The organism is Paenibacillus sp. FSL F4-0125, assembly GCF_038008565.1.
Taxonomy (GTDB): Bacteria; Bacillota; Bacilli; order Paenibacillales; family Paenibacillaceae; genus Paenibacillus_AQ.
Genome location: NZ_JBBOZJ010000001.1, coordinates 4,990,058 through 5,015,993, shown reverse-complemented (window position 1 = coordinate 5,015,993; position 25,936 = coordinate 4,990,058). Strand labels below are relative to the sequence as shown.

The 25,936-nt window shown below is 43.6% G+C and carries 23 protein-coding genes; 20 read left to right on the top strand and 3 right to left on the bottom strand.

The genetic code is table 11. The features are described from left to right. Positions 1-92 precede the first annotated feature (92 nt). The 3 genes from NST74_RS22360 to NST74_RS22350 all read left to right on the top strand — a co-directional run bounded on the left by NST74_RS22360 (position 93) and on the right by NST74_RS22350 (position 2,127). Entirely contained in the window at positions 93-389 is a 297-nt protein-coding gene (locus NST74_RS22360; protein ID WP_042130285.1) for a YlaH-like family protein, read from the top strand. A gap of 83 nt (positions 390-472) precedes the next feature. After that, entirely contained in the window at positions 473-1,573 is a 1,101-nt protein-coding gene (locus tag NST74_RS22355) for an LCP family protein (RefSeq protein WP_341114481.1), read from the top strand. Positions 1,574-1,674: 101 nt separating this feature from the next. Continuing rightward, a complete protein-coding gene (locus tag NST74_RS22350; protein ID WP_042130280.1) occupies positions 1,675-2,127 on the top strand; it encodes a pyridoxamine 5'-phosphate oxidase family protein in 453 nt (150 codons plus the stop codon). Positions 2,128-2,156: 29 nt separating this feature from the next. Here the strand turns inward: NST74_RS22350 and NST74_RS22345 are convergent, their stop codons facing one another. After that, entirely contained in the window at positions 2,157-2,732 is a 576-nt protein-coding gene (locus NST74_RS22345; protein WP_042130279.1) for a YhcN/YlaJ family sporulation lipoprotein, read from the bottom strand. A 105-nt stretch (positions 2,733-2,837) separates the two neighbouring features. On the opposite strand from NST74_RS22345, the gene NST74_RS22340 reads away from it, so the two are divergent. Beyond that, on the top strand, positions 2,838-4,169 hold the full coding sequence (locus NST74_RS22340) for a PhoH family protein (protein ID WP_076117287.1): 1,332 nt from the start codon (positions 2,838-2,840) through the stop codon (positions 4,167-4,169). A gap of 488 nt (positions 4,170-4,657) precedes the next feature. Next, on the top strand, positions 4,658-5,779 hold the full coding sequence (locus NST74_RS22335; RefSeq protein WP_341114480.1) for an extracellular solute-binding protein: 1,122 nt from the start codon (positions 4,658-4,660) through the stop codon (positions 5,777-5,779). On the opposite strand, the gene NST74_RS22330 is transcribed toward NST74_RS22335, so the two are convergent. Further along, positions 5,771-6,871 (bottom strand): hypothetical protein, encoded by a 1,101-nt coding sequence (locus NST74_RS22330; protein ID WP_052414816.1) that lies wholly within the window; start codon positions 6,869-6,871, stop codon positions 5,771-5,773. The genes NST74_RS22335 and NST74_RS22330 overlap by 9 nt on opposite strands. Before the next feature lie 449 nt (positions 6,872-7,320). Then, positions 7,321-7,557: a DUF2626 family protein gene (locus tag NST74_RS22325; RefSeq protein WP_042130273.1), complete on the bottom strand. Its 237-nt coding sequence runs from the start codon at positions 7,555-7,557 to the stop codon at positions 7,321-7,323. Positions 7,558-7,902: 345 nt separating this feature from the next. Between NST74_RS22325 and NST74_RS22320 the strand changes: the two genes are divergently transcribed. From NST74_RS22320 to NST74_RS22250, 15 genes are all read left to right on the top strand, one after another. Further along, positions 7,903-8,553 (top strand): RsfA family transcriptional regulator, encoded by a 651-nt coding sequence (locus NST74_RS22320; RefSeq protein WP_042130271.1) that lies wholly within the window; start codon positions 7,903-7,905, stop codon positions 8,551-8,553. A gap of 164 nt (positions 8,554-8,717) precedes the next feature. After that, complete coding sequence (locus NST74_RS22315; RefSeq protein ID WP_341114477.1) at positions 8,718-9,680, top strand: ketopantoate reductase family protein; 963 nt, start codon at positions 8,718-8,720, stop codon at positions 9,678-9,680. A 21-nt stretch (positions 9,681-9,701) separates the two neighbouring features. Further along, positions 9,702-10,088, top strand: coding sequence for a DUF3397 domain-containing protein (locus NST74_RS22310; RefSeq protein WP_042130267.1), 387 nt, complete (start codon positions 9,702-9,704; stop codon positions 10,086-10,088). A 151-nt stretch (positions 10,089-10,239) separates the two neighbouring features. Next, on the top strand, positions 10,240-11,949 hold the full coding sequence (locus NST74_RS22305; RefSeq protein WP_076117282.1) for a peptide ABC transporter substrate-binding protein: 1,710 nt from the start codon (positions 10,240-10,242) through the stop codon (positions 11,947-11,949). Positions 11,950-12,171: 222 nt separating this feature from the next. Further along, positions 12,172-13,104 (top strand): ABC transporter permease, encoded by a 933-nt coding sequence (locus NST74_RS22300; RefSeq protein ID WP_042130265.1) that lies wholly within the window; start codon positions 12,172-12,174, stop codon positions 13,102-13,104. A 33-nt stretch (positions 13,105-13,137) separates the two neighbouring features. After that, on the top strand, positions 13,138-14,052 hold the full coding sequence (locus tag NST74_RS22295) for an ABC transporter permease (RefSeq protein WP_042132392.1): 915 nt from the start codon (positions 13,138-13,140) through the stop codon (positions 14,050-14,052). 12 nt (positions 14,053-14,064) lie between these two features. Then, positions 14,065-15,060 carry an ABC transporter ATP-binding protein gene (locus tag NST74_RS22290; protein ID WP_042130263.1) on the top strand — a complete coding sequence of 332 codons (996 nt, stop codon included), beginning with the start codon at positions 14,065-14,067 and terminating at the stop codon, positions 15,058-15,060. Continuing rightward, positions 15,057-15,977 carry an ABC transporter ATP-binding protein gene (locus NST74_RS22285; RefSeq protein WP_341114476.1) on the top strand — a complete coding sequence of 307 codons (921 nt, stop codon included), beginning with the start codon at positions 15,057-15,059 and terminating at the stop codon, positions 15,975-15,977. Before NST74_RS22290 ends, NST74_RS22285 begins: the two co-directional genes overlap by 4 nt. A 230-nt stretch (positions 15,978-16,207) precedes the next feature. Further along, a complete protein-coding gene (gene bshC, locus NST74_RS22280; RefSeq protein WP_076117280.1) occupies positions 16,208-17,839 on the top strand; it encodes a bacillithiol biosynthesis cysteine-adding enzyme BshC in 1,632 nt (543 codons plus the stop codon). A 231-nt stretch (positions 17,840-18,070) separates the two neighbouring features. Continuing rightward, positions 18,071-19,339 (top strand): adenosylhomocysteinase, encoded by a 1,269-nt coding sequence (locus NST74_RS22275; protein WP_445668151.1) that lies wholly within the window; start codon positions 18,071-18,073, stop codon positions 19,337-19,339. A 419-nt stretch (positions 19,340-19,758) separates the two neighbouring features. Continuing rightward, positions 19,759-20,196 carry a division/cell wall cluster transcriptional repressor MraZ gene (mraZ, locus tag NST74_RS22270; RefSeq protein ID WP_042130255.1) on the top strand — a complete coding sequence of 146 codons (438 nt, stop codon included), beginning with the start codon at positions 19,759-19,761 and terminating at the stop codon, positions 20,194-20,196. A gap of 36 nt (positions 20,197-20,232) precedes the next feature. Then, on the top strand, positions 20,233-21,186 hold the full coding sequence (gene rsmH, locus NST74_RS22265) for a 16S rRNA (cytosine(1402)-N(4))-methyltransferase RsmH (RefSeq protein ID WP_042130253.1): 954 nt from the start codon (positions 20,233-20,235) through the stop codon (positions 21,184-21,186). Between the two features lie 23 nt (positions 21,187-21,209). Next, a complete protein-coding gene (locus tag NST74_RS22260; protein WP_042130250.1) occupies positions 21,210-21,602 on the top strand; it encodes a septum formation initiator family protein in 393 nt (130 codons plus the stop codon). Between the two features lie 112 nt (positions 21,603-21,714). Beyond that, positions 21,715-23,880 carry a penicillin-binding transpeptidase domain-containing protein gene (locus NST74_RS22255; protein WP_341114474.1) on the top strand — a complete coding sequence of 722 codons (2,166 nt, stop codon included), beginning with the start codon at positions 21,715-21,717 and terminating at the stop codon, positions 23,878-23,880. 80 nt (positions 23,881-23,960) lie between these two features. Next, on the top strand, positions 23,961-25,886 hold the full coding sequence (locus tag NST74_RS22250; RefSeq protein ID WP_076117275.1) for a stage V sporulation protein D: 1,926 nt from the start codon (positions 23,961-23,963) through the stop codon (positions 25,884-25,886). The last annotated feature ends 50 nt before the right edge of the window (positions 25,887-25,936 follow it).

Here is a 25,936-nt window from a genome sequence, read left to right as displayed (position 1 = left end):
TTTAACTTTCGGCGGTTTTTTTTATAACAAAAACTTCCCCTACTGATGATATAATGTAAACGTATCTTAAATTTGGGAGGAGTGCGGTATCTATGCAGGTCTGGTTTGCTGAGCATCCAATCGTCGCTTATATTGTTATTTTTATATTGCTTACATTTGTGTATAATCAGGTATTTCGTGTGAATCAGAAGTTATCGATTGGCAAAGAGATTATGCTCTACATAATGATGGCGATCGGCTCCGGCATGCTCCTCATTTTCCAACATGATAAGCTACCGATCATCCAGTGTCTGCTGGTTGCTGTCGGATTGATGTTGCTCGTACGAGTACGTTATATCATGGAAGCTCGGCAGAAGAGAAAGGCTGCAACTGCAGCAAAAAGACAGTAAACGAAACTTTTACTGCTTATGGAACGTCTATTTAAGTGTGGCAATTTTAATTCCAAATGAAATGAAGAGGACTTTATTCTACTATGAGTACACGAAACAGCAGTTTACCTCCAAGAGCAAGTGGGCAACAACCCAATAATAGAAAACAGCCTGTAAAGGGTGCTCCTAAGAAAAAAAAGCGTAAGAAACCGCAAAAAAGAGGTTTTTTTGGAAAATTAGTTAGAATCTTGTTAACCCTGCTGATTATTGCGATTCTTGGCGTATTGGGCTACGGCGGCTATCTGTATTGGAAGCTTGAGAATGGGGTCTTTAACGCAGGGAACAAAGGAACGGTTGCCCCAGGACATTCAGCTACAGAAAAACCATTGACGATGCTTATATTAGGTACGGATAATAGACCGAAGCATGAATCTAGATTGACAGATGTTATTATGGTTGCAGCGCTTAATCCTAAGACAAAATCAGCAACCATTGTCTCTCTTCCACGCGATACCTTAGTTGAGCTCAGTGGATACAAGCAAACGAAGATTAACGAATTCTATGCTCGCTTCAAAGGTAAGGAGAAGTCCTCTGGTATTTTGGCAGAAGATGAGATGAAGACCATGATGGGGAAATATCTAGATATTGATGTGGATTATACAACGATTCTGGATTTCCAAGGCTTCCGTGATGTGGTGGACGAGCTTGGCGGAGTCAAAGTCAACATTAGCGATAATATGTGTTATACAGACAGTGTAGACGGTACGAATATCAATCTGAAAAAAGGTCCGGCAGAGCTTAATGGTGATAAAGCGCTAGATTATGTGCGATATCGTAAATCTAATTGTAAGCCTAAGACTAAGGCTTCAGATGATTTTGATCGGAACAAACGTCAGAATGAGGTCCTTCATTCATTGGTGGATCAGATGCAATCGCTTGGCGGAGTATTAAAAATAGGCAAGGTTCTTGACGCAGTGGACAGCAACATGCAGACTGATATCGAAAATTCGCAGATTAAAGATATGATTGCGACTTATTGGAAAATTTCCAAAGAGGATATCGAATTCAAGCCTGTGACTGGAACATGGCGAAGTCCGTATGTATATATTAATGATGAGGAGCTTGAGGCTGCCAAGAAAAGCCTGCAGGATCGGTTAGCAGGAGTTTCTGCTAGTTCCACTTCGGAATCCACTGAGGCGCCTTAAAGACCTTAATAACACTTCGCTCTAAAATTGAATGCAAGTTTCAGCCTGTGCTATAATATAATAAATTGAATGAATTTACGCCGCATAGGGGGCCAGTACTTATGTCCGAAGCCGTTGCTCAGCTGAACGAAACCTTGTTATCGATGCTGCAATCGGAAACCTTTGTTCTTCTCAACACAGTTGATGCGGAATCAGGAGGTCCAACGTCCACGGCCATATCGTGGATTTATGCAGTTAGTCCTAGTACTGTGCGTCTGGCTGTAGATCATCGTTCCAGACTCGTGAACAACATGAAGATCAACCCTTTAGTAACCATTACTGTGTTTGGTGAGGGAACTGTTCATGCTATTAACGGCACTGCCGTTGTAAGACAGGATCCGCTTCAGGATGTCCCTTTCAAAATGTGCTGCTTTGATGTTGAAATTATGGCGGTGCGTAATGCGCTTTTTTATGGAGCGCAGCTTGAATCCGCCCCAAGATATGCGAAGGTTTATGATGGACGTGCCGCTGAGAAGCTGGACGGACAAGTATTTGCTGCCATGAAAAAAGCCTAGTGAGAATATCACTGGGCTTTTTTTGTCCTCTACTGTGCATTTTTTCGCGGTTTTGTATCTTCTGGCAGCTGCGGCATGATTCGACCGATGATATCAGCCAGCTCGGATGAAAATCCGGAAATCGGATGTCCCTCGGAGATATGGCGACTCATGTCTGCTAATCTGCTGGAGAGATCCATATCGGCTGTGACAAGCGCACGTACACTTCTTGGGTCTTTGCGAATAGCTTCCGCTACAGAATATTTAATGCTTCCTACCCGTGACCGTTCTAGAGAACCTTCTACGTCAAGACCAACGATGGCCACCTTGTTCATGACTACACAGTGTGCGCCATTCACACCAGGGACTCTTTTTGCTAACTGTTCAAAATGGTCCTTAAGTGCAATTTCACTTTCGCCCTTAACACTAACGGCTTGACCAGCTTTTGAGGTGGCCTTAGGATTAGTCACACCATCATTGGACAATTGTCGAACCTCATGGTTCCCCGGACCCTTTACAGCATTCGCTGATTGTTTATTCTGAGGAGAGGGTGATGTCTTTTTATTAGCGATACCGCAGCTTGTCAGTAGCAGCAGTACCAGCAACAGACACATTGATTTTCTCATATGTGCTTACTCCTTTCAGCCAAGATCGTTTCTGTACCTTATCTTTTCCCTTGGCGGAAAGAGTTATGTATGATCAATCAAACCAGGCGCTGTGGAGGGGATAATATGAACAAGATATTTGTGCTAGATACCAACGTGCTTTTGCACGACCCCAATTCGATTTTCTCTTTCAAGGAGCATGAGGTGGTTATTCCGGCGGTTGTGCTGGAAGAAATCGACTCCAAAAAGCGCAACGCTGACGAAATCGGTCGGAATGCCCGCACGGTTTCCCGATTGCTTGATGGACTTCGTGAACTAGGGCATTTGCATAGTGGTGTGGAACTGGAGCATGGAGGTAAGCTGAAGGTAGAACTTAACCATCGCAGTTTTGTGAAGGTACAGGAAATGTTTGGTGAGGTATCTAACGACAATCGGATTTTGGCTGTAGCTCTCAATTATTTAATCGAAGAGAAGGAGAAGCCAGATCCGCGTCCCGTAGTGCTTGTGAGTAAGGATGTGCTGGTCCGTATTAAAGCGGATGTGCTAGGGATTACACCAGAGGATTATTTGTCAGATCGTACTGGAGATTTAAATGAACTTTACACTGGTTACCAATCTCTGCAGGTTCATCCGGCGTTGATTGATGAATATTACAGTCACCGTTCTTTAACGGTTAAACAGCTCGCGTTGTCGTATCCCTTGTACCCTCATGAATTTGTGATCCTCAAGGATGAGATCGGCACGGGCAAATCAGCTCTTCTCAAAGTGAATAGTGATGCGACCCGTCTAGAGCCGCTCTACCTAGGCAATGATTCGGTTTGGGGGATCAGCGCCAGAAATGCTCAACAACGAATGGCTTTGGAACTGCTTCTAAATGATGAAATCCCACTTGTAACCATTACAGGTAAGGCTGGTACAGGGAAGACGTTATTGGCGCTTGCTGCCGGACTATTCAAAGTTGAAGATGAGCATAAATACAAAAAACTGCTCATTGCCCGGCCAGTAGTTCCCATGGGGAAAGACATTGGTTATTTACCCGGGGAGAAGGATGAGAAGCTAAGACCGTGGATGCAGCCTATTTATGATAATCTAGAGTTCCTGTTCGATACCAAAAAAGCTGGAGATATTGATAAAATATTAATGGGCTTAGGCAGCATACAGGTAGAAGCCTTGACCTATATCCGTGGACGTTCTATCCCTTCACAGTTCATCATTATTGATGAAGCTCAGAACCTTTCCCGTCATGAAGTGAAGACGATCGTTTCCAGAGCGGGTGAAGGAAGTAAGGTCATTCTTATGGGCGATCCGGAGCAAATCGATCATCCGTATTTGGATGCTGCGAGCAACGGGCTTAGTTATATCGTTGAGAAGTTTAAGCAGCAAGGGATTAGCGGACACATTACTTTGGAAAAAGGGGAGCGTTCCCGTTTGGCCCAATTGGCCGCGGATCTTCTCTAACTTATTTTCAATTTCAGCCGGGAGAAACATAACTCCCGGCTTTTTCCTGCCCGCCCAGAAACGGTGGAGGGAATTAACGGTTGTGGTGCTTTAGAATGAGCGCGGTCAGCGGAGGGGGAGGAATTGTTCTGTAGAAGCGTTAGCGCTCGCCTTTGACTCCGGATTTATACCGTTTAGGAATATAATCCATAAATCTGGAGACAACAGCGATCGGAAGAATAATCCGCACACGGAGCGCCCTTAGCGCTAAGATCACCCAGTCTTTTAATTGTCTCCGTTCGTTTCCCCTATATAATAGAAAGAGAACGTTTTCACATTCTAAAGACAAGCAGCGACGGGTTTGGTAAAATAGTGGAGACGAATCATGGGGAAGGTGGGAAATCGTGCTTAAACGCAAAAATTATTGGCTGCTTTTTGCAATTTTACTACTATCGCTGACAAGCTTGTCGCCCAGTATGGAATTGAGTACCAATAACGACCCACATCCTATGAAAAAGCCTCAAAGTCAGTCAACAAATCCTTCTTCAGGGGAAGAGGGTTCTATAGATAGTCTGCGTATAACAGTATCGCTAAATAGCGAGGAATTCAGTGAGTTGGAGCTTCTAAGCAATCGTTATACTTTAGAAAGTGGAGTAAAGGTGATATTAAGCAATATTGATAGCGAGGATGCAGACGAAGTTTTGAAGCATGATCTAACCATCGGAGACAGTCCGGATATCGTCATGGCGGATGGACGAAGTATTCTCGACTGGGCTACACGAGGATATTTATTACCGGTGGATGTTTATCAGAGCATTCCAGGAACTGCACCGTTAACTCAGTTGATCCCGTGGATGCAATGGAACGGATATAATTGGGGAGTGCCGCTGGATATAGACCCTTATATCCTTGTTTATTCACCACAGCGTCTTGCGGAACTGGGGTTCACGACCTTACCAAGAAGTCTGGAACAGTGGAATACATTGCTTCAGAATGTGCTTAAAGAGCAAGGAAAATATTTGCTCGCAATGGATACACGTAATCCATATGGATTGTCGGCGGTCATGGAGAGTATGAACAGCAGCTTGCTATCGGATAACCAAGAAGTGATGAATTGGACTCAGAATGCTCGCAGTTATTTTTACCTTACCAGTCGCTATAACAAAGATGTTTGGGATATGATTCAGAGCGGAAGCGTTGCTGTTGCTGCTCTACCACTATCAGAGTGGCAAAAACATGGCAATTCATCCTTAGTTGCTGAAGCACCACTGACTGCAAGTGACGGGAAAGGACTTGAATCCTATTACAGCCGTTCCTTTGCGCTTCCAGCGCAATCTCAAAGTCCAAAGGAAGCCGTGAATTGGTTGACATTTATTACCTCGGAGGATTCTCAGATGGATTGGCTGGAGAACACGGGGAGCTTGCCTGCACTGGATGTTCTTTATCGTTCGGAGCATGATTTTAAATATAAGCTTCCTTTCGGAGTCGAACTATTACTGACAGAAGAAACCGCCCCGGAGGTCGAATCCCAAGGCGGCTGGAGTAAGATTGCTGAAGCAGTATCCTTACTGCTTACAGGAAAAATTGATGCGGCAGGGTACAAAGACTTCATTAAGGAAGGTCTAGAATGAGATCGAAAGTTTAACTTGCAGGACGCCCTCTTTACTATCTACTTCTGTAGCACGTAGAAAAGAAACGATTTTCCCAGGGTAAAAACCTAAATCAAATTCCTCTTCCAGTGTCCTTCTAGTGGTGTCAGGTAATTCGAGACCATTAAATACAACATGATCTACTTGGAATATAAGTCCGTTGATGGGTTCCTCCTGAATGATGTAGTGACCGGTTAATGAAAGGGCTAACGCTCCGCTTTTTCCAGTGGCAGTAATCGATCCGTCATTGAAATGAAAAGCGAAATCGTTAAATAGCTTATTCTGGGATTGAAGAAATTCGTTCAGATCCTCTTCTTTCAGATTCAGAACATAGGTCATCCCCTTACGAGTAAGGACGCCCTCTCGATTCTGGACAAACTGCGGTAACTTATTCATAGCAGATGATAATGCTTTGAAGTAGGTCTTTACCTCGCGTAAACCAATATTCTCCCAATATAATGTGAATTCTTGAAGAAGAGCGCTCATATTATCAGGATCACTACTGTCTTTAATCCCTCCTTCAATTTCTTTATTGAGCGCAGCTACCCGAATTTTCTGTTCCTCAAGAGCAGTTCGCAGCTCCGCAAGATCCTTCGAGCTGCGTTGAGCAGCCTGGAGGGTCTTTTTTAGATCCCTATACTGATCCTCGTATTGTGTGAGAATGTCGCGGTCATTTCCAATAATAATTTCATAATAATCGAATAGAGCCAGGAATCTGCTAATACTTTTCGCGGATAAAAACGCAGCCATGAGACCGTCTCTATCCCCCATATAATAAGAACGCAGGACTGCGCCTGCACGCTCTTGTTGGTTTGCGATGGCAGATTTTTTCTGGCTGGCTTGCTCTTCGAGGGATTCTACCTTTTCTTCAAGCGCTTTTTGTTCGGCTGTAATCTTGATGATTTCCCGCTCGATTTCTGCGGAAGACAAAGTCTGCTCCAGAAGTTTACGTGTTTCTTCATTATCTGGTATAGAGGAATTGAAAAAAGAACCGCTTGGATCGGCAGACAGGTACATCGTAGATTGTAACGGGAACAATGTACAGCAGAAGAGAATTAGTATGGTTGCCATCATGCGGCTTAGGGAATTGCGGGAGCGCACCACACCACCACCTTTTTTTGAAATATAAGAAATTTCTGTTTCACTCCATAAATCATCCTTCTATTTCTCGTAGAAACGGAAACCGTCCCAAAAAGGGTCGGCAAAGCCGATTCTTCTTGAATTGATATATGTATGTACTAATAATATGTTTAACCCTTCTAAAATAGCATACATACAAAAATATCCCCACAAAGTGAGGCTAGCCTTCAAATAGAAGAAAGGTATAAGCTTCACGTTATACATTATCCTTATATCTCGCGCATAAATGCTTACCGTCCTTTAGGGACACCGAAGGCGTTATTGCTTCGATGCGTACTCGGGTATTTTGTGGGGGCCTCATATATATACTAGCTGATAAACAAAAAAACGGAAGTGATCCTTATTAGATAAGGACCTCATCCGCTTCAAGAGAGTACTGCAATTTATAGTGGAAGACCCATTTGAAAGATCGTCCAATAGCTGAAACCGGTGAAAGTCAAAATCATGTATGCCCAAAAAAGTAGGACATAAGTTTTTTCAGTAAACTTCAAATAACCTAGAATTACGAAAAAAGCGGTTTGTAAAAAGAAAAGCAAGGCCATTTCTGTCAGACCTCCGGCAAAAGCCATCAATCCAATAGCCAATGTAAAAAAACCTAATACCCGAAACATGCGGTCCAAGAGAGAGTCCCCCTTCCAGTATGTATCTCACGAATATTCCTTCGACTTATTATACCCGTTCAGTAAAAATGTGTAAACGAATTCATTGAAAAAAATGTACTAATCTTCATAAAATGTGATTTTTATAATTGACTGAGGTGATTAATGCTTGAAAAAAGAGAATTTATAACTTAAAGCGTATGATGTGGGCAGATAATGGAAATACAATTTAGTATCAAATAGATTCTATGAACTCTATGAGAAGCATAGAAATGGAGTAAGCAGCTTTTATCCCTATTCACTACCCGGCAGAGCTGCCGGTTATGGAGATGGTTATTTCAAGATGTTGTTAGGAGGTTTGGTTGGATGACAGCCGTTAGACAGGATGCTTGGAGTGCAGAAGATGATCTAATACTGGCAGAAGTAACCTTGCGTCACATTCGGGAGGGCAGTACACAACTTGCTGCTTTTGAAGAAGTGGGCGAGAAAATCGGCAGAACGTCGGCTGCTTGCGGATTCCGCTGGAACAGCTGTGTTCGAAAAAGCTATGAAGGCGCAATCGGAATTGCAAAAGGTCAACGTCAGAAACGAAGTTACCTGAAAAAGCAACCGTCAGTTAGAGGAGCACAGGTAGCGGGTCTGATTCTCGGGGATACCGACGAGGAATTCGGACGAGGCGAAGGATTAAGCGAGAACACATTATCCATTGATGCGGTTATACGTTTCCTGAGACAATGGAAAGGTACAATCCAGGAAGCAGGACGTCAGCTGAAAATGCTGGAGAGAGATTTGCGCGAGAAGGAAGATGAATTAACAGAATTAAGATCTGAGAATGAGCGGTTGTCCAAAGAGGTTAATCTTGCTCAAAGTGACTACCGGGTAGTCAACGATGATTACAAAGCTTTAATTCAGATTATGGATCGTGCTCGTAGGCTCGCTTTCTTAAACGAAGAAGAAGAAGAAATGAAGACTCGTTTTAAAATGGATGGGAATGGAAATTTAGAACGTATTGAATAAACGGTTTGCAAACTAAAACACCCGTAAGTGGTTCGCTTTATTAGCGCCATTTGCGGGTGTTTTGATTGGGTATTGTCTCTTATAAAGGAGGACAACGACGTTTCTTCTTGGTATATTAAGGCTATACTTAGAAAAATTGCGCTTGAGATCAACAGGAGGATCAGATGAGAATCGATATAATCGGTGCGGGTTCACTTGGTCTGCTTTTGGCAGGAAGGCTGATTGCATCTGGGAATAAAGTGAGATTGTGGTGTCGAGGGATAGAGCAGTGCCGGCAATTAGAGAACGAGGGCTTAACTGTGAGTTATGAAGATGGCAGCGATTCGATTTCGATTTCGGGGGCTCGATTTGCGTTCGCACCCATAGAGGAGTTTACAGATGTGTATTTTCGTGAGCCAAGTGATTGGATCATAGTGACGGTTAAACAGGATATATTACATAATGTTTTACCTGAATTTCTATCCCCCCTTAGGGAAGAACAGGCACACATCATTTGTTTTCAAAATGGCATAGGACATATGGAGATGCTCAAAGACTTGTTACCGAAAGCTAATTTATATGCTGCCGTTACAACAGAAGCCGCGAAGCGAAAATCTTTGACTGAGGTCATTCATGCAGGTGCCGGGGAGGTGTGGATAGGGAGATGGGGCTTAAAGAATGGACAAGCTCATATCATACATACTGATTTACAAGCGAAATATTTAATAGAAGTCCTCATTTTGGCAGGATTCTCCGCCTTTTTGTCGAATGAAGTGGGTACCATGATTTACCGGAAGCTCCTAATCAATGCCGTAATTAATCCACTCACGGCGATTTGGCGTGTTCCAAATGGTGAGCTGCTTGCATCAGAAGGGCGCCTGCAGTTAATGAAAGAACTTTTTAGAGAAGCTACTATGGTATATGATGCCTGCGGAGTTGCTTATGATCACGATGCGTGGGATAACATCCTTAAAGTCTGCAGGAATACGGCTGGCAATACTTCGTCCATGCTGGCAGATGTTCTCGCTTCGAGAACCACAGAAATTCAATGGATCAATGGAAGTCTTGTTAATATGGCAGAAAGAACGGGAACTTTGGTTCCTTTACATCGCTTGATCTGTCAACTAGTAGAAGGAATAAAGGTATGATCTCGGAGGAGAGGTGAAGCTATGGGATTGCTGATGAATTCGGTCATTACTTTAAGCTTGATTCCAATAGTACCGTTTTTAATTGTTTATTTCATTGGAAGAGGCTTAAAAAAAGATAAAAAGAAAACTTTTATGCTCGCTATGGACGTGACTACATTTTTTTTATTATTATCGGTATCCGCATTATTTAACAACTTATTTAATAACGGTTTTGGGTTTTATCTTATACTACTTATTGTATTAATATCCACTGGATTGATTGGCGGCGCTCAGAATCGACTGAAAGGAAAGGTAGATGGAAAGCGGTTATTTCGGGCAGTTTGGAGACTTTCTTTCTTTTTTATGAGTGTAGGATATTTATTATTTATGTTTGTAGGGCTAATTAAGTACATATCACAAGCGATGTAATGTTCCACTGCTTCGGTGAAGCGGCAACGTCACAAAAGTTTAAAGTTTTAATAAAAAAAGAATTTTCTGAAAACATTCCACTAGATTTTTTTGACCACTGGTTGTATAATCATAAACCATATACCACATTCTATTTAGGGGGAACTGCTAGATGAAGAAGAGTAAAAGTCTATTGCTAATGCTTGCATTAGTACTTGTTATCGGCACAGTGCTTGCTGGCTGCGGCGGAAACAATGCAAACAGCGGCAACAAAGGTAACGCTGGTAACACTGGTAACACGGCAACTGGTAATGCGGCTACAGAAGAGAAATTGGCTGCGGACCAAACATTGAGAATCAACCTAAGCTCTGAGCCTCCAACATTTGATCCAGGATTGGCTCAAGATAGCCAAGCTCACACTGTCCTGACAACAATGTACGAAGGTCTGACTCGCATGAATGCTGAATCTGGTCAAGCTGAACCAGGTGTTGCTGAAAGCTGGGACATTTCCGCTGACGGTCTGGTATATACTTTCAAACTCCGTGATTCACAATGGAGTAACGGCGATCCTGTAACAACAGAAGACTTCGTTCGCGCTTGGAAACGCGTGCTCGATCCTGCTGCTGCATCCGCTGCACCTTACGCTTATCAATTGTATTACATCAAAAATGCTGAAAAGTTCTATAACAAGGAAATTACTGATTTCAGTCAAGTAGGTATCAAAGCGGTTGATGAGAAAACTCTAGAAGTTACTCTTGAAGCCCCAACTCCTTACTTCCTTGGATTGCTTTCCTTCTACACTTATTACCCTGTACACAAATCCATTGAGAGTAATCCAAAATGGGCAACAAGCAAAGACACTATGATCGTTAACGGTGCTTTCACTCTTACTGAGTGGACTACAGGTCAAACACTTGTTGTAACTAAAAACGATAAATACTGGGATAAAGATTCCATTAAACTTAGCAAAATCGATTTCTCCCTTGTAAACAGCGGTGCAACTGAGTTGCTCAGCTACAAGAACGGTGAATACGATCGTGCAGGTGGACCAACTGGTGAAATTCCATCAGAACAAATTCCAATCGTACAAAAAGAACTTCCAAAAGAATTTAGCCGTAAAGGTATTGCTTCCGTATACTACTACGAATTCAATATCACTGAAAAACCTTTCACTAACGCAAAAATTCGTAAAGCTCTTGCAATGTCCATTAACCGTCAAGCTTTGATTGACAATGTAGTACAAGGTGGACAATTCCCAGCATTCGGTTTTGTACCTCCAGGTATTGCTGGTGCTGACGGTGAATTCCGTACAGCAGTTAAAGATAGCTACTTCACTGAAGATCTAGAACAAGCTAAAACATTGCTTGCTGAAGGTCTGAAAGAAGAAGGCCTTGACAAATTGCCTACATTCTCTTTGACTTACAACACAAGTGAAGGTCACAAGAAAATTGCTTTGGCAATTGCTGATATGTGGAAAAACAATCTTGGTGTTGACGTACAAACCGTTAACCAAGAGTGGGCTGTATTTATCGAAAACCGTCAAAACCTGAACTACCAAGTAGCACGTGCTGGTTGGACTGCGGATTACAATGATCCAATGACTTTCCTTGATATGTGGGTAACAGGCGGCGGTAACAATGATACTGGTTACGCTAATCCTGAATATGACAAATTGATCAGCGAAGCTAAAGCAAGCACTGACTTGAAAGTACGTCAAGACAAGTTTGCAGCAGCAGAGAAATTGCTCATCGAGCAAGATCAAGTTTTGATTCCATTGTACTACTACACTAACAACTCCCTGACTAAAGAGTACCTTAAAGGTGTTACTCTTGACTTCAGTGGTGCAATTGACTTGACTCGTGGATACTTGCTTGAGCACTAAGATTTTGCTCTAGTAATTTAAACAGAATAGTTAGTTGACTGAAGTAACACAATACTTCGGGATATATATGTGGAACTCCATATATATCCCTTTTTTTTGTATTCCAGTCTATTTGTTATTTATTGTTATTTATAACATATTTAGAAAATGGACAAAAATCCGTTTTTTTCATAAAATCAATATAATGCTCTCAAAAAAATTGTCGGAGGAGGTGTGATGGGGATGGTTCGTTATGTCGCAAATAAATTCTTCTATATGTTGGTTTCATTATTTGTACTGATTTCAGCAACTTTTTTCTTGATGAAAGCTATTCCAGGGGATCCGTTTACTTCTGAGAAAAAAGTACCGCCAGAAATTAAAGCACGTTTGATGGAGCAATATGGTCTGGACAAGCCGCTCTCTCATCAGTATTTTAAGTATTTAGGTGATATTGTCCAAGGTGATTTGGGTGTATCCATGAAACGCCTGAATCAAGATGTATCTCACTTGATCAGTCAAACCTTTTCAGCGTCGCTGAAGCTGGGACTCGTCGCAATTGTTGTGGCGGTTATTGTTGGGGTTCTTCTCGGCATGTTAGCGGCACTCTATCACAGAAAGTTTCTTGACAGCGCCGCGATGGTGTTGGCAGTTCTGGGGATTGCGGTTCCGAGCTTTGTAGTCGCGTCATTATTACAGTATGTGTTCGCTTTCAAATTGGGTTGGGTACCGGTTTCAGGATTTAAAGGGCCAATCTATTATTTCTTGCCTGTAGCAGCACTCTCGGCACAGCCGATAGCCTTTATAGCTCGCTTGACCCGTTCAAGTATGCTTGAGGTTCTGAATGCGGATTATATCAAAACGGCTAAGGCTAAAGGATTAAGCTGGATGGCTATTCTGAGCCGCCATGTACTTCGCAATGGTATCCTGCCTGTTGTTACTTACATGGGACCTATGACAGCTAACATCGTAACTGGTTCGGTTGTAATCGAGCAGATCTTTGGTGTTGGGGGTATTGGTAAACAGTTCGTGGAAGCGATTGGTGTCCGTGACTATACCGTTATTATGGGGATTACCATTTTCTATGGTGTACTACTCATGGTAGCCCGTTTCATTACTGATATTGCTTATGTATTGATTGACCCACGTATGAAACTAAGTGGAGGAAAGGAGGGCTAATTAGTGGCTAGTGATAATAACTTGCTAAAGAACATGAATCTAAAACCGGAAGACTTTCAAAAAGTCGGTATAGATGAAAAAGAAGCCGAGGTAATTCAGCGGGAGAGTCTCTCTGCCTGGAAAGATTCTTGGCAACGGTTGCGTCAAAACAAAATGGCAATGACCGCGCTTGGTATTCTAGGTTTGATCGTGCTTGCAGCGATCTTCGCTCCTTTTTTCTCGAAATACAACTATTATTCCAATGACTTGATGAGCACCAATAAGCCCCCTTCCTCTGAACACTGGTTTGGAACGGATGATCTTGGACGTGATATTTTCGTTCGTACTTGGTACGGTGCACGGATCTCCTTGATCGTAGGTTTAGCTGCTGCAGCCATCGACTTGTTTATTGGTGTTATCTATGGTGGAATTATGGGTTACTTCGGTGGCCGTGTAGATAATATCATGAACAAATTCTCTGAAATTTTGTACTCTATTCCTTATTTGCTGGTTGTAATTTTGCTCTTGGTCGTGCTTGAGCCAAGTCTTGGTACAATCATCCTAGCTTTAACCATAACAGGCTGGATTACGATGTCTTGGATTGTACGTGGAGAAATTATGCAACTCAAGAACCGCGAGTTCGTATTGGCTTCCCGTTCCATGGGTGCTGGTTCTGCAAGACTGTTGTTCAAGCATCTTCTGCCGAACGCAGTTGGTCCGATTATCGTAACCATTACACTTTCTGTACCAAATGCAATTTTTGCTGAGGCCTTCCTAAGCTTCTTGGGTCTTGGTGTACAAGCTCCTATCGCTTCACTTGGATCTATGATTAACGATTCACTCACCGGTTGGTTGTACTATCCATGGCGCTTCCTGTTCCCTGCCATTCTGATCAGTTTAACCATGCTTTCTTTCAATATTTTCGGTGACGGTCTTCGTGACGCGCTTGATCCTAAGCTGAAGAAATAGGAGGGATTAAGGATGGAACCTATTTTACAAGTCAAAGATTTGCATGTTTCATTTTTTGTTAAAGGCGGAGAGGTACAAGCTGTCCGTGGTATGAATTTTGAAATTGGCAAAGGTGAAACGGTTGCCATCGTCGGCGAGTCCGGCAGCGGTAAGAGTGTAACTGCACAATCGATTATGCGTTTGATCCCTTCCCCACCCTCTAAAGTGAAAAAGGGAGAAATTATTTTCCAAGGACAAAATCTGCTAGACAAAAGCATGAAAGAAATGGAATCCATTCGCGGTAAAGATATTGGCATGATTTTTCAAGACCCGATGACATCTTTGAACCCAACCATCAAAGTGGGCAAACAGATCACTGAAGTTTTGATTAAACATCAGAAAATGTCAGCGGCCGAAGCGAAAAAGCAAGGTATTGAGATGCTTAATTTAGTTGGTATCAAAAATGCTGAGGCTCGCTTTAACCAATATCCCCACGAATTCTCAGGCGGCATGCGCCAGCGTGTAATGATTGCAATCGCGTTGGCCTGTCGTCCGGCTTTGCTCATAGCGGACGAGCCTACAACGGCTCTTGACGTAACCATTCAGGCGCAGATCATGGAAGTTATGAGAGAGATGCAGCAAAAACTAGGTACCTCCATTATTTTGATTACCCATGATCTAGGCGTCGTTGCCGGTATGTGTGATCGGGTTATCGTAATGTATGCAGGTGAAGTTGTGGAGACTGGAACAAGATGGGAAATCTTTAAGAATCCACAACATCCATATACCAAAGGTCTGCTGCGCTCAATGCCGCGTCTGGACCAAAAGAAAGGCGAGCCGCTTATTCCGATCATCGGCACACCGCCAGATCTGATCAAGCCGCCGATCGGATGTCCGTTCACCGCGCGTTGCAACGAAGCAATGCATGTTTGCGAACAAATCGATCCCGGCGCCACAGAATTCAGCGAAACGCATATGGCGCGTTGCTGGAATCTGCATTCGATGGCCAAGGAGGTGCAGTACTCTTGAGTAAGAACCTAATAGAGGTAGAAGGTCTTAAGAAATACTTTAATGTAGGTAAAGGCAAGGTTCTTAAGGCTGTTGATAATATTAACTTCTCCATCCGTGAGGGCGAGACGCTTGGAATGGTAGGAGAATCCGGTTGTGGTAAGACTACTGCTGGACGTACAATTCTTCGTTTGTATGAGCCAACTGCCGGAAGTGTGAAATATAATGGTACAGACATTTATAAATTGCCTGCTAACAAAATGAAAGCTATGCGTCGTGACATGCAGATGATTTTCCAAGATCCGTACGCATCGCTTAACCCGCGTTTTACGGTTTCTGATATCATCGGCGAGGCACTGGACATTCACGGAATGGCTGGTAGCCGTGCAGAACGTAAAAAGCGCATCGAAGAGCTGCTCGATATGGTTGGTCTTAACCACGATCACGCAACTCGTTATCCGCATGAATTCTCTGGTGGACAACGCCAACGTATTGGGATTGCCCGTTCGTTAGCGGTAAATCCTAAGTTCATCGTTTGTGATGAGCCGATTTCCGCGCTTGACGTATCCATTCAGGCTCAGGTCGTTAACTTGCTTAAAGAATTGCAAGATCGTCTGGGATTGACTTATCTTTTCATCGCGCATGATCTATCCATGGTTAAACATATCAGTGATCGCGTAGCTGTTATGTACTTGGGTAAAATGGTAGAATTGGCGGAAAGTGAAGAGCTTTATGCGAATCCTATCCACCCTTATACCAAATCTCTCTTGTCAGCTATTCCAATTCCGGATCCGGAAATTGAAGTGAACAAGAAACGCATTCACTTACATGATGAGCTTGGTAGTCCTATTTATTCCGCTAACGAAAAGAGCAATGATAGCGACTTTGAATTAGTAGAAGTATCAAAAGGACACTGGGTAAGCAAAAAATTTGCTTAAATCCATAGCGAATATTAGACAGGCGGGAGCGTTATGCTCTCGCCTCTTGTATGTAGTGGGGATATTTAAAAATTATTTTATAGTATGAATAAATAATACGGCTACTAATGCATTGCTTTTTTGCAGGATGCATTTCTTTTGACGTGGCCTCTGACTTTGGATACAATCATAAAGAGTTTACGAACTTGGGTTTACATATAACTGCTCAGTAGAACTGGAGGCACTAGCAAATGAATATTGTAAAGGAACCGCTCCCGGGTGGATCTGCACTCGCGCGCGACTATATAGAAAATTTTGAGAAGGTTAGTCATTTGTATGGTGGGGATTTCCGAAGTAAAGAGCGTAGAAGCACTCGGGCAGAGTGGCTGGATCGCAGTGAGAATCTCCGTGCCGACCGAACACAAATTGCTGAATGTCTCCGTCAATATAATGAGAAGCATAATTCACATGATGCGGTGAAGGCTTCGTTGGCGCTTTTGGAACAGCCGGGAACGTTAGTGGTTACTGGTGGGCAACAAAGCGGATTATTTACAGGACCACTACTTGTAGTGTATAAAGCAATGACAACCATTATGGCTGCAAAAGAAGCTGCTGAGCAGCTCGATCGACCTGTAGTGCCATTATTCTGGATCGCAGGCGAGGATCATGACTGGGATGAAGTGAATCATACGTATGTATTGAATCGTACGCAGGAGATTACAAAGATTAAGATAGAGAAATCAGAGGAGAAACGTTCCTCTGTGAGTAATATTCGTGTAGAAGAGGAAAGCTGGCAGCAAGTGGTGGAACAACTGGATGGGATGCTTCAAGATAGTGACTTTAAACCGCAAATTATGGAATTCATTCGATCTTCTTCGTTTAGAGCAGATAGTATGACGGATGCTTTTGCCAAGCTAATGGGTTCTTTATTTGGTAAATTTGGTCTGATCCTGCTTGATTCTGCTGATCCTAATCTACGCAAGTTAGAAGAGCCATTCTTTACATCGCTAATTATGCAGAACGATGCACTGGAAACAGCGTATATGAATTCTGCTTCTGATATCGTGAACGCTGGGTATGAACTTCAAGCCGACGTTACGGCAGGCAATGCCAACCTCTTTTATATTCATGAAGGTGTACGGTTATTGCTTCACAAGAAGGATGGAGTCTTTGCCGATCGCAAAGGCCAGGTATCATTTACCCGTGAGGAATTACTAGAGGAAGTAAAAGCACATCCGGAACGCTTCAGCAACAACGTATTGACACGCCCACTTATGCAGGATTATGTGTTGCCGGTTCTAGCAACGGTGCTAGGTCAAGGAGAGATTGCTTATTGGGCCATTCCGCATCGTGCGTTTGAGGTGGTCGGGGGACAAATGCCTTTAATTATCCCAAGAATGTCTTTCACTGTGGTAGAAGGTACGCTTCATAAGCATATGGATAAATATCAACTAAGCTTTGAGGATGTAAGACAGGGACTGGATCGTAAAAGACATGAATGGTTGGCTGCACAGGATGAGCTGGGAATCGAACGTCGATTTGAGGAAACTAAAGCATCTTTCTCAGCTATGTACGAACCGCTCATCGAACAGCTTGGATCCATACAGGCAGGTCTACTTAAACTAGGAAATAACAATAAAGATAAGATTTTGGATCAGATTACTTTCTTACAAGCAAAGGCCCAAGATGCAATGGCGAAACAGAATGAAGCTGCAATCCGACAATGGGAGCGAATCGAGCTGTCGTTAATGCCACTGGGTAAACTGCAAGAAAGAGTATACAATATCATGTATTACTTGAACCGCTACGGACTTCCATGGTTGGATGAGCTGATGGCGATAGAACCGGATTATAGTGGGACGCATCGCATCATTTATATGTAGGGAAGTAATGCTTCATAAAACAAAGCAGATGCTTACGATGCGAGTTTTGTACGAAGTATATTCGATGTAGTAACGCTCACAAAACATGGATTATGCTTACGAAGCGAGTTTTATTGCGAAGTAAAACATAGAAGTATTGCTCCATAAAACAAAGCGTATGCTTACGAAGCAAGTTTTGTACGAAGTATATTCAATGTAGTAACGCTCACAAAACTTTTAGGAGGTTTCATTATGAGTTCAACTAATCAAAATAGTATCGTGGCTGATATGTCACTCGCACCCGAAGGACATTTGAAAATCGATTGGGTCCGTCAACATATGCCGGTATTGAACCGTATTCGTGAGCAGTTCGAAGCTGAACAGCCATTTAAAGGTCTAAAAGTCTCAATTACGCTTCATCTGGAAGCTAAAACCGCATATCTTGCGAAGGTTGTCAAAGCAGGCGGTGCAGAAGTAACTATTACCGGATCGAATCCGCTTTCCACCCAGGATGATGTATGTGCGGCACTTGTCGAGGACGGCATCACAGTATTTGCTAAATACAACCCGTCTCCCGAAGAGTTCAAAGCTCTGAATATCAAGGCATTAGAAAGCAAACCGGATTTGATCATTGATGATGGCGGGGATTTTGCTACATTGCTGCATTCGGAGTGTCCTGATCTGATGGAGAATATTCGCGGGGGTGCTGAAGAAACAACAACCGGCATCATTCGTCTAAAAGCTCTTCAAAAACAGGGTGTTTTGAAGTTCCCAATGGTCGCAGTAAATGATGCTTATTGCAAATATTTGTTTGATAACCGTTATGGCACAGGCCAATCTGCATGGGATGGCATTATTCGGACAACTAACCTGATCGTTGCGGGCAAAACCGTAGTTGTTGTCGGATACGGCTGGTGTGGTAAAGGTGTTGCGATGCGTGCAAAAGGATTAGGTGCCAAAGTGGTTGTCACTGAAGTCGATGCCATTAAAGCCGTTGAAGCACATATGGACGGTTTCGAAGTGATGCCTATGCTGGAAGCTGCTAAGGTCGGTGATTTCTTCGTTACAGTTACAGGTAACCGTTATGTCATTCGCGGGGAGCATTATGATGTTATGAAGGACGGAGCAATCATGTGCAACGCAGGCCATTTCGACGTTGAAGTGAATAAGCCTGAATTGTCTGAAAGATCCGTATCCCAGCGAACTGTTCGCAAAAATATCGAAGAATACCAGCTTCGCGACGGCCGTAAACTATATCTGCTTGCAGAAGGCAGACTTGTAAATCTGGGTGCTGCGGATGGACACCCTGCCGAAATTATGGATACGACCTTTGCGCTTCAGGCGCTGTCGCTGAAATATGTAAATGATAATTATAAGAGCATTGGCGTAAAAGTTGAGAATGTTCCTTATGAGCTGGATGAGCAGGTAGCACGCTATAAGCTGGAAAGTCTAGGTATTAACATCGATAGCCTGACTCCAGCACAAGTGGATTATTTGGACAGCTGGAATTTAAACGTTTAATTGCGGTACGCACAACAATAAAGTGTATTAACCAAGTCTACCTTGAACTGAAGCAACTTTTTAAAAATATAAGAGAGTATAAGTTTCACGATATACATTATCCTTATATTTCTCGCTTAAACGTTTCGCGTCCTTAAAAGGACGCCGAGGGCGTTTACGCTTGAAAAGCCATGCAACGGACAAGATTCCGATTGTATGGCTTTTTTTATATTACTCGCTTAGACGCTAAACGTCCTTATTAGGATGCTCCAGGCGTTTATGCTAGGTGGAGAAATGTTTTTCGGGTAATGATCTATCTGATTTAGAAAAAATTTCCTTGCGCCAGAAAAAGGTTTTTGATTTTTAATGGCGAATCTATTATGCTTAAGTGGTGAAAAGTGGGGCAAAGTGGGGATTCGGGGATTAGGGGTGGGAAAAGGATGTTCATGGGAGAGTATCAACACAGCATTGACGACAAAGGCCGAATCATTATTCCGGCTAAACTTCGTGAATTGCTTGGAACCTCCTTTGTGGCGACCCGCGGCCTAGACTCCTGTCTATTTGTTTATCCCATGGAAGAATGGGCAATCATGGAACAAAAGCTAAAAAGCCTTTCACTGATGAAATCAGATGCCCGCGCATTCAGCCGCTTTTTTTTCTCAGGCGCAACAGAATGTGTATGGGATAAGCAGGGAAGGGTAAACCTGCCGGCCAATTTAAGGCAGTATGCCAAACTGGACAAAGACTGTGTTATTCTGGGCGTTTCGAACCGGGTGGAAATCTGGAACAAAGAGCTATGGGAGCAGTACTTCGAACAGTCCGAGGAATCGTTCAACGAAATTGCCGAAAAATTGGTGGATTTCAATTTTGATCTATAAAACACAATATCGAATACTGTCCTGGAGGGATGCAGCTTGTTTCACCACATCACGGTGCTTAAAGAAGAAGCGACAGAAGGGCTGCACATCAAAAAAGACGGAATCTATGTAGATTGCACTCTCGGTGGAGCGGGTCACAGCTCACTAATTGCTTCCAAGCTTAGCGGCGAAGGCCGATTAATCTGTTTGGACCAAGATGATTGGGCGCTGGAGAACGCTAAAGAGAGACTGGCCGAATACGGAGACAAGGTTGTACTTATTAAGACCAATTTCCGTGATCTGGAGAGTGTACTAAAGGATGTGCCCTTTGTACCACAAAAAGATGGCATTCCCCAAGTGGATGGAGTGCTCTTTGATCTTGGCGTATCATCTCCGCAGTTTGATGAGGGAGAGCGCGGATTTAGCTACAATCATGATGCTCCGCTGGACATGCGTATGGATCAGACAGCCCTTTTAACGGCTGCTGATATTGTGAATACGTGGTCTGAGCAAGAGATCGCCCGTGTGCTTTTTCAATATGGAGAAGAGAAGTTCTCGCGAAGAATCGCTAAGAAAATTGTAGACAGAAGAGAAGAAAGTCCTGTGGAGACCACCGGAGAATTAGCAGAGCTTATCAAGGAAGGTATTCCTGCTGCTGCACGAAGAACGGGAGGACATCCCGCTAAACGGAGCTTTCAAGGTTTACGGATTGCTGTTAACGACGAGTTGGGTGCTTTTGAAGAAGGATTACATAGCGCAGTACGTTGCCTTGCACCAGAAGGTAGAGTCTCCGTTATCACTTTTCATTCACTCGAGGACCGAATTTGCAAACAAATACTAAGCAGTTATTTAAGCAGATGTACATGCCCGCCTGACTTTCCGTTTTGTGTATGCGGCGCGAAAGGCACGCTTAAGTTAATCAACCGCAAACCGCTTGTGCCCTCTGAGGAAGAGCTTGAGCTTAATACTCGAGCCCGTTCAGCTAAGCTGCGCATTGCAGAAAAATTGTAATTGACGATAAAGGAGAGTCAGAGATGGCCTATACCCGCGGCAATTTAGCAGTTCAGCCCAAAAGAAAAGAAGAGGTAAACCCCCTTTACCGCGAGAAGACAAAAGTAGTTACCAAACGAAGAGTACTTCCGCTGCAAGAGAAACTTTTGTATATGCTGACGCTAGGAGTATGCGTTTTGGTGGCTATCACCCTGATTTCACGTTACGTTCATATTTATGATTTGAACTTGCAGGCTCAGAAATTAGATAAGGAGATAGCGAGTGCTAAGAAGCAGATTTCCACGTATGAGATGGAGAAGCAAAATTTGGAGCAGAAGGTTGCCCAAAAGGCAAAGGATCTTGGCTACGTAGCACCGGATGAAAATACTACCATATTTATTCCGGCGAGTCCGCTATCGACTGAAGGCGATAATTAGTGAGCGATTGGCAAGATCGCAATAAAAAAAGTTGTGAGGTTCGCTTATGGTAAAGAGAATAAAACTTCGCACGCTGTTTATAGGAGGGTGTATTACCCTCTTTTTTCTTGTTTTGATAGCTAGAGTGTTCTGGATTCAAGTTGTGGAGGGTTCGGATTGGCAAGAAAAGGCTGCTACACTTTGGGCGCATACCTCGACTATCAAAGCAGAGCGAGGGACGATTTCTGACCGTAATGGGAGTGTGCTCGCTAGTGATGTCCCCGCTTATACTGTGGTTGTGAATCCGGCAGTCATTGCTGAAAAGGGAATCGGTGATGAGGTCGTCAAGGGATTGCATGAGCTACTCGGCAAGCCGGAAGATGAGCTCCGGAAGCTGATAGAAGCTAAAGACGAGAACGGCAAATACCTCAAGAACCGTGAAGTTCGTAACGAAGGCTGGAAGATCGATCAGGAACTTGCTGATAAGGTGAAAGAATTTTATGTAGCCCTAGGTAAAGAGCATAAAATCCAAGAGACTGGGATTGGTCTGGTTAGAGAGCAGAAACGATATTACCCTAAGGGTTCGCTTGCTGCGCATATTTTAGGGTATACAGATCGGGATGGCAAGGCGATTATGGGTCTGGAAAAATCCTTAGATGAACAGCTTAAGGGTTCCGATGGCAAGCTGCTTTATCAAAGTGACGGTCAAGGGGTTAAGCTGCCGGATTCGAAAGATACCTATAAACCCGTAGTAAATGGACGTAATTTCAAGCTTACAATCGACAGTACGATCCAGCAATATATACAAGAGGCTATGGAAAAGGCATATGCGCAATATAAGCCGACAAGTATGAGTGTCATTGCCGCTGATCCGAATACCATGGAGATTTTGGGGATGGCGAATATGCCTACCTTTAATCCAAATGAATTTTGGAAAACAGGGGCTGAAGGCGCAGGTTTCTATAATCATGCTATTAAATCAACTTACGAGCCTGGTTCGACCTTCAAAATTGTTACACTTGCTGCAGCTGTAGAAGAGAAGCTTTTTGATCCTGTAGCTACATTTTTGTCAGGATCTATCAGAATTAAGGGATACAGTAAGGCATTACATGATATTAATCGTTCCGGTTGGGGACAAATCAGTTTCCTCGAAGGTGTGAAGCGGTCTAGTAACGTCCTTTTTGTAAAACTTTATGAAATGCTAGGACAAGATAGACTTTTACAGTATATTGATGATTTTGGCTTCAATGAGAAGACTGGCATTGACCTGCCAGGAGAAGCAAAGGGGTTCGTAAATCCGAATCTTAATCGACCTATTGAAATTGCTACACTTGCTTATGGGCACGGAGTAATAGGTGTCACGCCGCTTCAACAGTTGGTTGCTGTATCTGCCATCGCTAATGGAGGGAAACTGATGACTCCGTATGTGGTGAAAGAGGTTACGGACCCAAACACCGGAGACACTAAGGTTACTCAGCCTAGTGTAGTGCGTCAGGTGATTGATGAGGCAAGCGCCAAGAAAACCGGTGAATATTTGGAGCAGGTTGTTGCCGACCAAGTCAAAGGAACCGGACGCAACGCTCATATTGAAGGTTACCGTGTGGCAGGGAAGACGGGAACGGCTATCAAGGTTGAAGGTAAGGATTACGTGAAGTCCAAAGTACTGGTTTCCTTTATTGGTTATGCGCCTGTGAATGATCCAAAAATCGCTGTTATTGTTATTATTGATGAACCGAACGTTGAGGTTGGCGGTGGTAAAGCTGCAGCTCCTGTATTTAAAGAAATCGTATCTCAGTCTCTCCAATACATGGGAGTTCCAAAGTTAGCAACTGAAACTAGCGATAAGGAAAGTGAAAAAACAGTTAAAACTGATGCCCCTGCGCTCCGGACCACACCTGATCTGACGGGGAAAACGATGAAGGAAGCAAGAGAAACGCTTCTGGATCAAGGCTTTGATTTTGAAGTGGTCGGTGAAGAAGCTTCTGTTGAAACCCAATATCCAGAGGCTGGAACCAAGCTTGTTCAAGGACAGCGTATATATCTATTAAGCAAGCAAGGGGACAAGCCTACTATTCCTAAGTTACAAGGAGAGTCTCTGCGTGATGCACTTGAGGTTCTAACCCTACTAAAAGTGGAGATTGCGGTAGAAGGCGAAGGATATGTCTCGGAACAGATTGAAGGAACAAAGAACGGCAAGACATTGGTAACCTTGAAGATGAAGCCATTAAACGATAATAGTGAAGATGTTCCTGCATCCTCATCTGCTGATGAGGGTACAGAATCGGAGAGCGGGCCATAGGCTTGTTCTAACCCCTGTTTGTCCCGAATAGTCATGAAGATAAGAGCTCATGTCTATAGGTGAAAGCGGGGGAGAACGGAATGAAGGTTTCGAAAGTTGTAACACGGCGGAGAATGCTGTGGACGCTGCTGGGACTGGCAGTGTTATTCGGTTCGCTGGTCGTGCGTCTTGCTTACGTGCAATTATCCCAAGGCGAGAAATTAAGTGACAAGGTAGAAGATTCCTTGCGCCGCAATATTCCTTTTACCGCCAAGCGTGGTGAAATTTTGGATCGTGAAGGAATACCGCTGGCCTATAATATCAGCACACCTACAGTTTATGCGGTGCCTGTGCAGGTAAAAGAGAAGGAAAAGACAGCGCAGCAATTGGCGCCTCTGCTTGGGATGACCGAGGAGAAGCTGATGAGCTTGCTGACTAAAAAATCAATGTCGGTGAAACTTCAGCCCGGCGGCCGCAAAATTACGATGGAACTTGCCGCGAGCATCCGTGATTTGCAGTTGCCGGGCATCGTTGTCGCTGAGGATAGCAAAAGGTATTATCCTTACGGCGATCTTGCCGCACACATCCTAGGCTTTACAGGTATTGATAACCAAGGGATTACCGGAGTCGAGAACATATACGACAATTTGCTTAAAGGAATAGCAGGCAATATTTCGTATTTGTCTGACGCAGGTGGAAGACTCATGCCTGGATCATCGGAGAAGTATTCTGCCCCTCAGGATGGACTTAATCTGCAATTGACGATTGATAAACAGATTCAATCCATTATGGAACGTGAGCTGGATCAAGCTATGGTAAAATATCAGGCGCAGGGTGCTTGGGCTATAGCGATGAATCCGAAAAATGGTGAAATTCTGGCCATGGCTAGTAGACCGGGTTATGAACCGGGTTTATATAAGGAATATGATCCGCAGATCTATAATCGGAATTTGCCCATTTGGATGACTTACGAGCCTGGTTCGACGTTCAAAATCATCACACTTGCTGCAGCACTGCAAGAAGGTAAGGTAGACCTGCAAAATGATCATTTCTATGATCCTGGGTTTATCGAAGTGGCGGGTGCGAAGCTGCGCTGTTGGAAAAAAGGCGGCCATGGCAGCCAAACCTTTCTTCAGGTGGTTGAGAACTCCTGTAACCCTGGTTTTGTTGCTCTTGGGCAACGGCTGGGCAAAGAAACCCTCTTCAAATATATTCGTGATTTTGGTTTCGGCAGCAAAACGGGAATTGATCTAAACGGAGAATCTAATGGGATTCTGTTCAAGCTTAGTCAAGTTGGTCCGGTGGAGCTTTCGACTACGGCCTTCGGCCAAGGGGTCTCGGTTACACCTATCCAGCAGATTGCTGCGGTATCCGCGGCTATCAATGGTGGCAATCTCTATAAACCACATGTAACAAAATCATGGGTTAATCCTGAAACGGGAGAGACTGTATCAGAGGTGAAGCCTGAGCTTGTGCGGCAGGTCATTTCGGAGGAGACATCCAAGAAGGTGCGGGCAGCACTTGAGAGCGTGGTTGCCAAAGGCACGGGACGGCCGGCTTTTATCGACGGCTATCGTGTAGGTGGCAAGACGGGTACTGCACAGAAGGTTGTAAACGGACGTTATTCTCCGACAGAGCATATTGTTTCTTTTATTGGTTTTGCGCCGGCAGATGATCCACAGATCGTTGTCTACACTGCAGTGGATAATCCGAAAGGGATTCAATTTGGGGGTGTAGTTGCAGCTCCAATCGTGCAAAATATTTTGGAAGACTCACTGCACTATATGAAGGTTCCTGAACGCAGTGATCAGCTTCCAAAAACTTATAAGTATGGTGAAACTCCGATTGTGACCGTGCCTGACCTTACAGGTGCAACCGTACAAGATATCTATGAGGATTTAAATATGAATTTTAATCTGGCGCGTTCAGGCTCTGGCAATACGGTCATCAATCAGGCTCCGAAAGCTGGGGCAAGAGTAGAACAGGGCTCAACCATCAGGATTTATATGGGAGCTTCTAGTGAATAATGATAAAGGTATAAGGTTTAAGTTCGTATCCGAAAATGTAGAGTGAGGGA

Coding starts and splice junctions, on each gene's coding strand:
- NST74_RS22355 (WP_341114481.1), top strand. CDS start 473: ATGAGTACACGAAACAGCAGTTTACCTCCAAGAGCAAGTGGGCAACAA.
- mraZ (WP_042130255.1), top strand. CDS start 19,759: ATGTTCATGGGAGAGTATCAACACAGCATTGACGACAAAGGCCGAATC.
- NST74_RS22275 (WP_445668151.1), top strand. CDS start 18,071: ATGAGTTCAACTAATCAAAATAGTATCGTGGCTGATATGTCACTCGCA.
- NST74_RS22260 (WP_042130250.1), top strand. CDS start 21,210: ATGGCCTATACCCGCGGCAATTTAGCAGTTCAGCCCAAAAGAAAAGAA.
- NST74_RS22305 (WP_076117282.1), top strand. CDS start 10,240: ATGAAGAAGAGTAAAAGTCTATTGCTAATGCTTGCATTAGTACTTGTT.
- NST74_RS22300 (WP_042130265.1), top strand. CDS start 12,172: ATGGTTCGTTATGTCGCAAATAAATTCTTCTATATGTTGGTTTCATTA.
- NST74_RS22345 (WP_042130279.1), bottom strand. CDS start 2,732: ATGAGAAAATCAATGTGTCTGTTGCTGGTACTGCTGCTACTGACAAGC.
- NST74_RS22320 (WP_042130271.1), top strand. CDS start 7,903: ATGACAGCCGTTAGACAGGATGCTTGGAGTGCAGAAGATGATCTAATA.
- NST74_RS22340 (WP_076117287.1), top strand. CDS start 2,838: ATGAACAAGATATTTGTGCTAGATACCAACGTGCTTTTGCACGACCCC.
- NST74_RS22290 (WP_042130263.1), top strand. CDS start 14,065: ATGGAACCTATTTTACAAGTCAAAGATTTGCATGTTTCATTTTTTGTT.
- NST74_RS22250 (WP_076117275.1), top strand. CDS start 23,961: ATGAAGGTTTCGAAAGTTGTAACACGGCGGAGAATGCTGTGGACGCTG.
- NST74_RS22350 (WP_042130280.1), top strand. CDS start 1,675: ATGTCCGAAGCCGTTGCTCAGCTGAACGAAACCTTGTTATCGATGCTG.
- NST74_RS22360 (WP_042130285.1), top strand. CDS start 93: ATGCAGGTCTGGTTTGCTGAGCATCCAATCGTCGCTTATATTGTTATT.
- NST74_RS22335 (WP_341114480.1), top strand. CDS start 4,658: ATGAAAAAGCCTCAAAGTCAGTCAACAAATCCTTCTTCAGGGGAAGAG.
- NST74_RS22310 (WP_042130267.1), top strand. CDS start 9,702: ATGGGATTGCTGATGAATTCGGTCATTACTTTAAGCTTGATTCCAATA.
- NST74_RS22315 (WP_341114477.1), top strand. CDS start 8,718: ATGAGAATCGATATAATCGGTGCGGGTTCACTTGGTCTGCTTTTGGCA.
- NST74_RS22295 (WP_042132392.1), top strand. CDS start 13,138: ATGAATCTAAAACCGGAAGACTTTCAAAAAGTCGGTATAGATGAAAAA.
- NST74_RS22330 (WP_052414816.1), bottom strand. CDS start 6,871: ATGATGGCAACCATACTAATTCTCTTCTGCTGTACATTGTTCCCGTTA.
- bshC (WP_076117280.1), top strand. CDS start 16,208: ATGAATATTGTAAAGGAACCGCTCCCGGGTGGATCTGCACTCGCGCGC.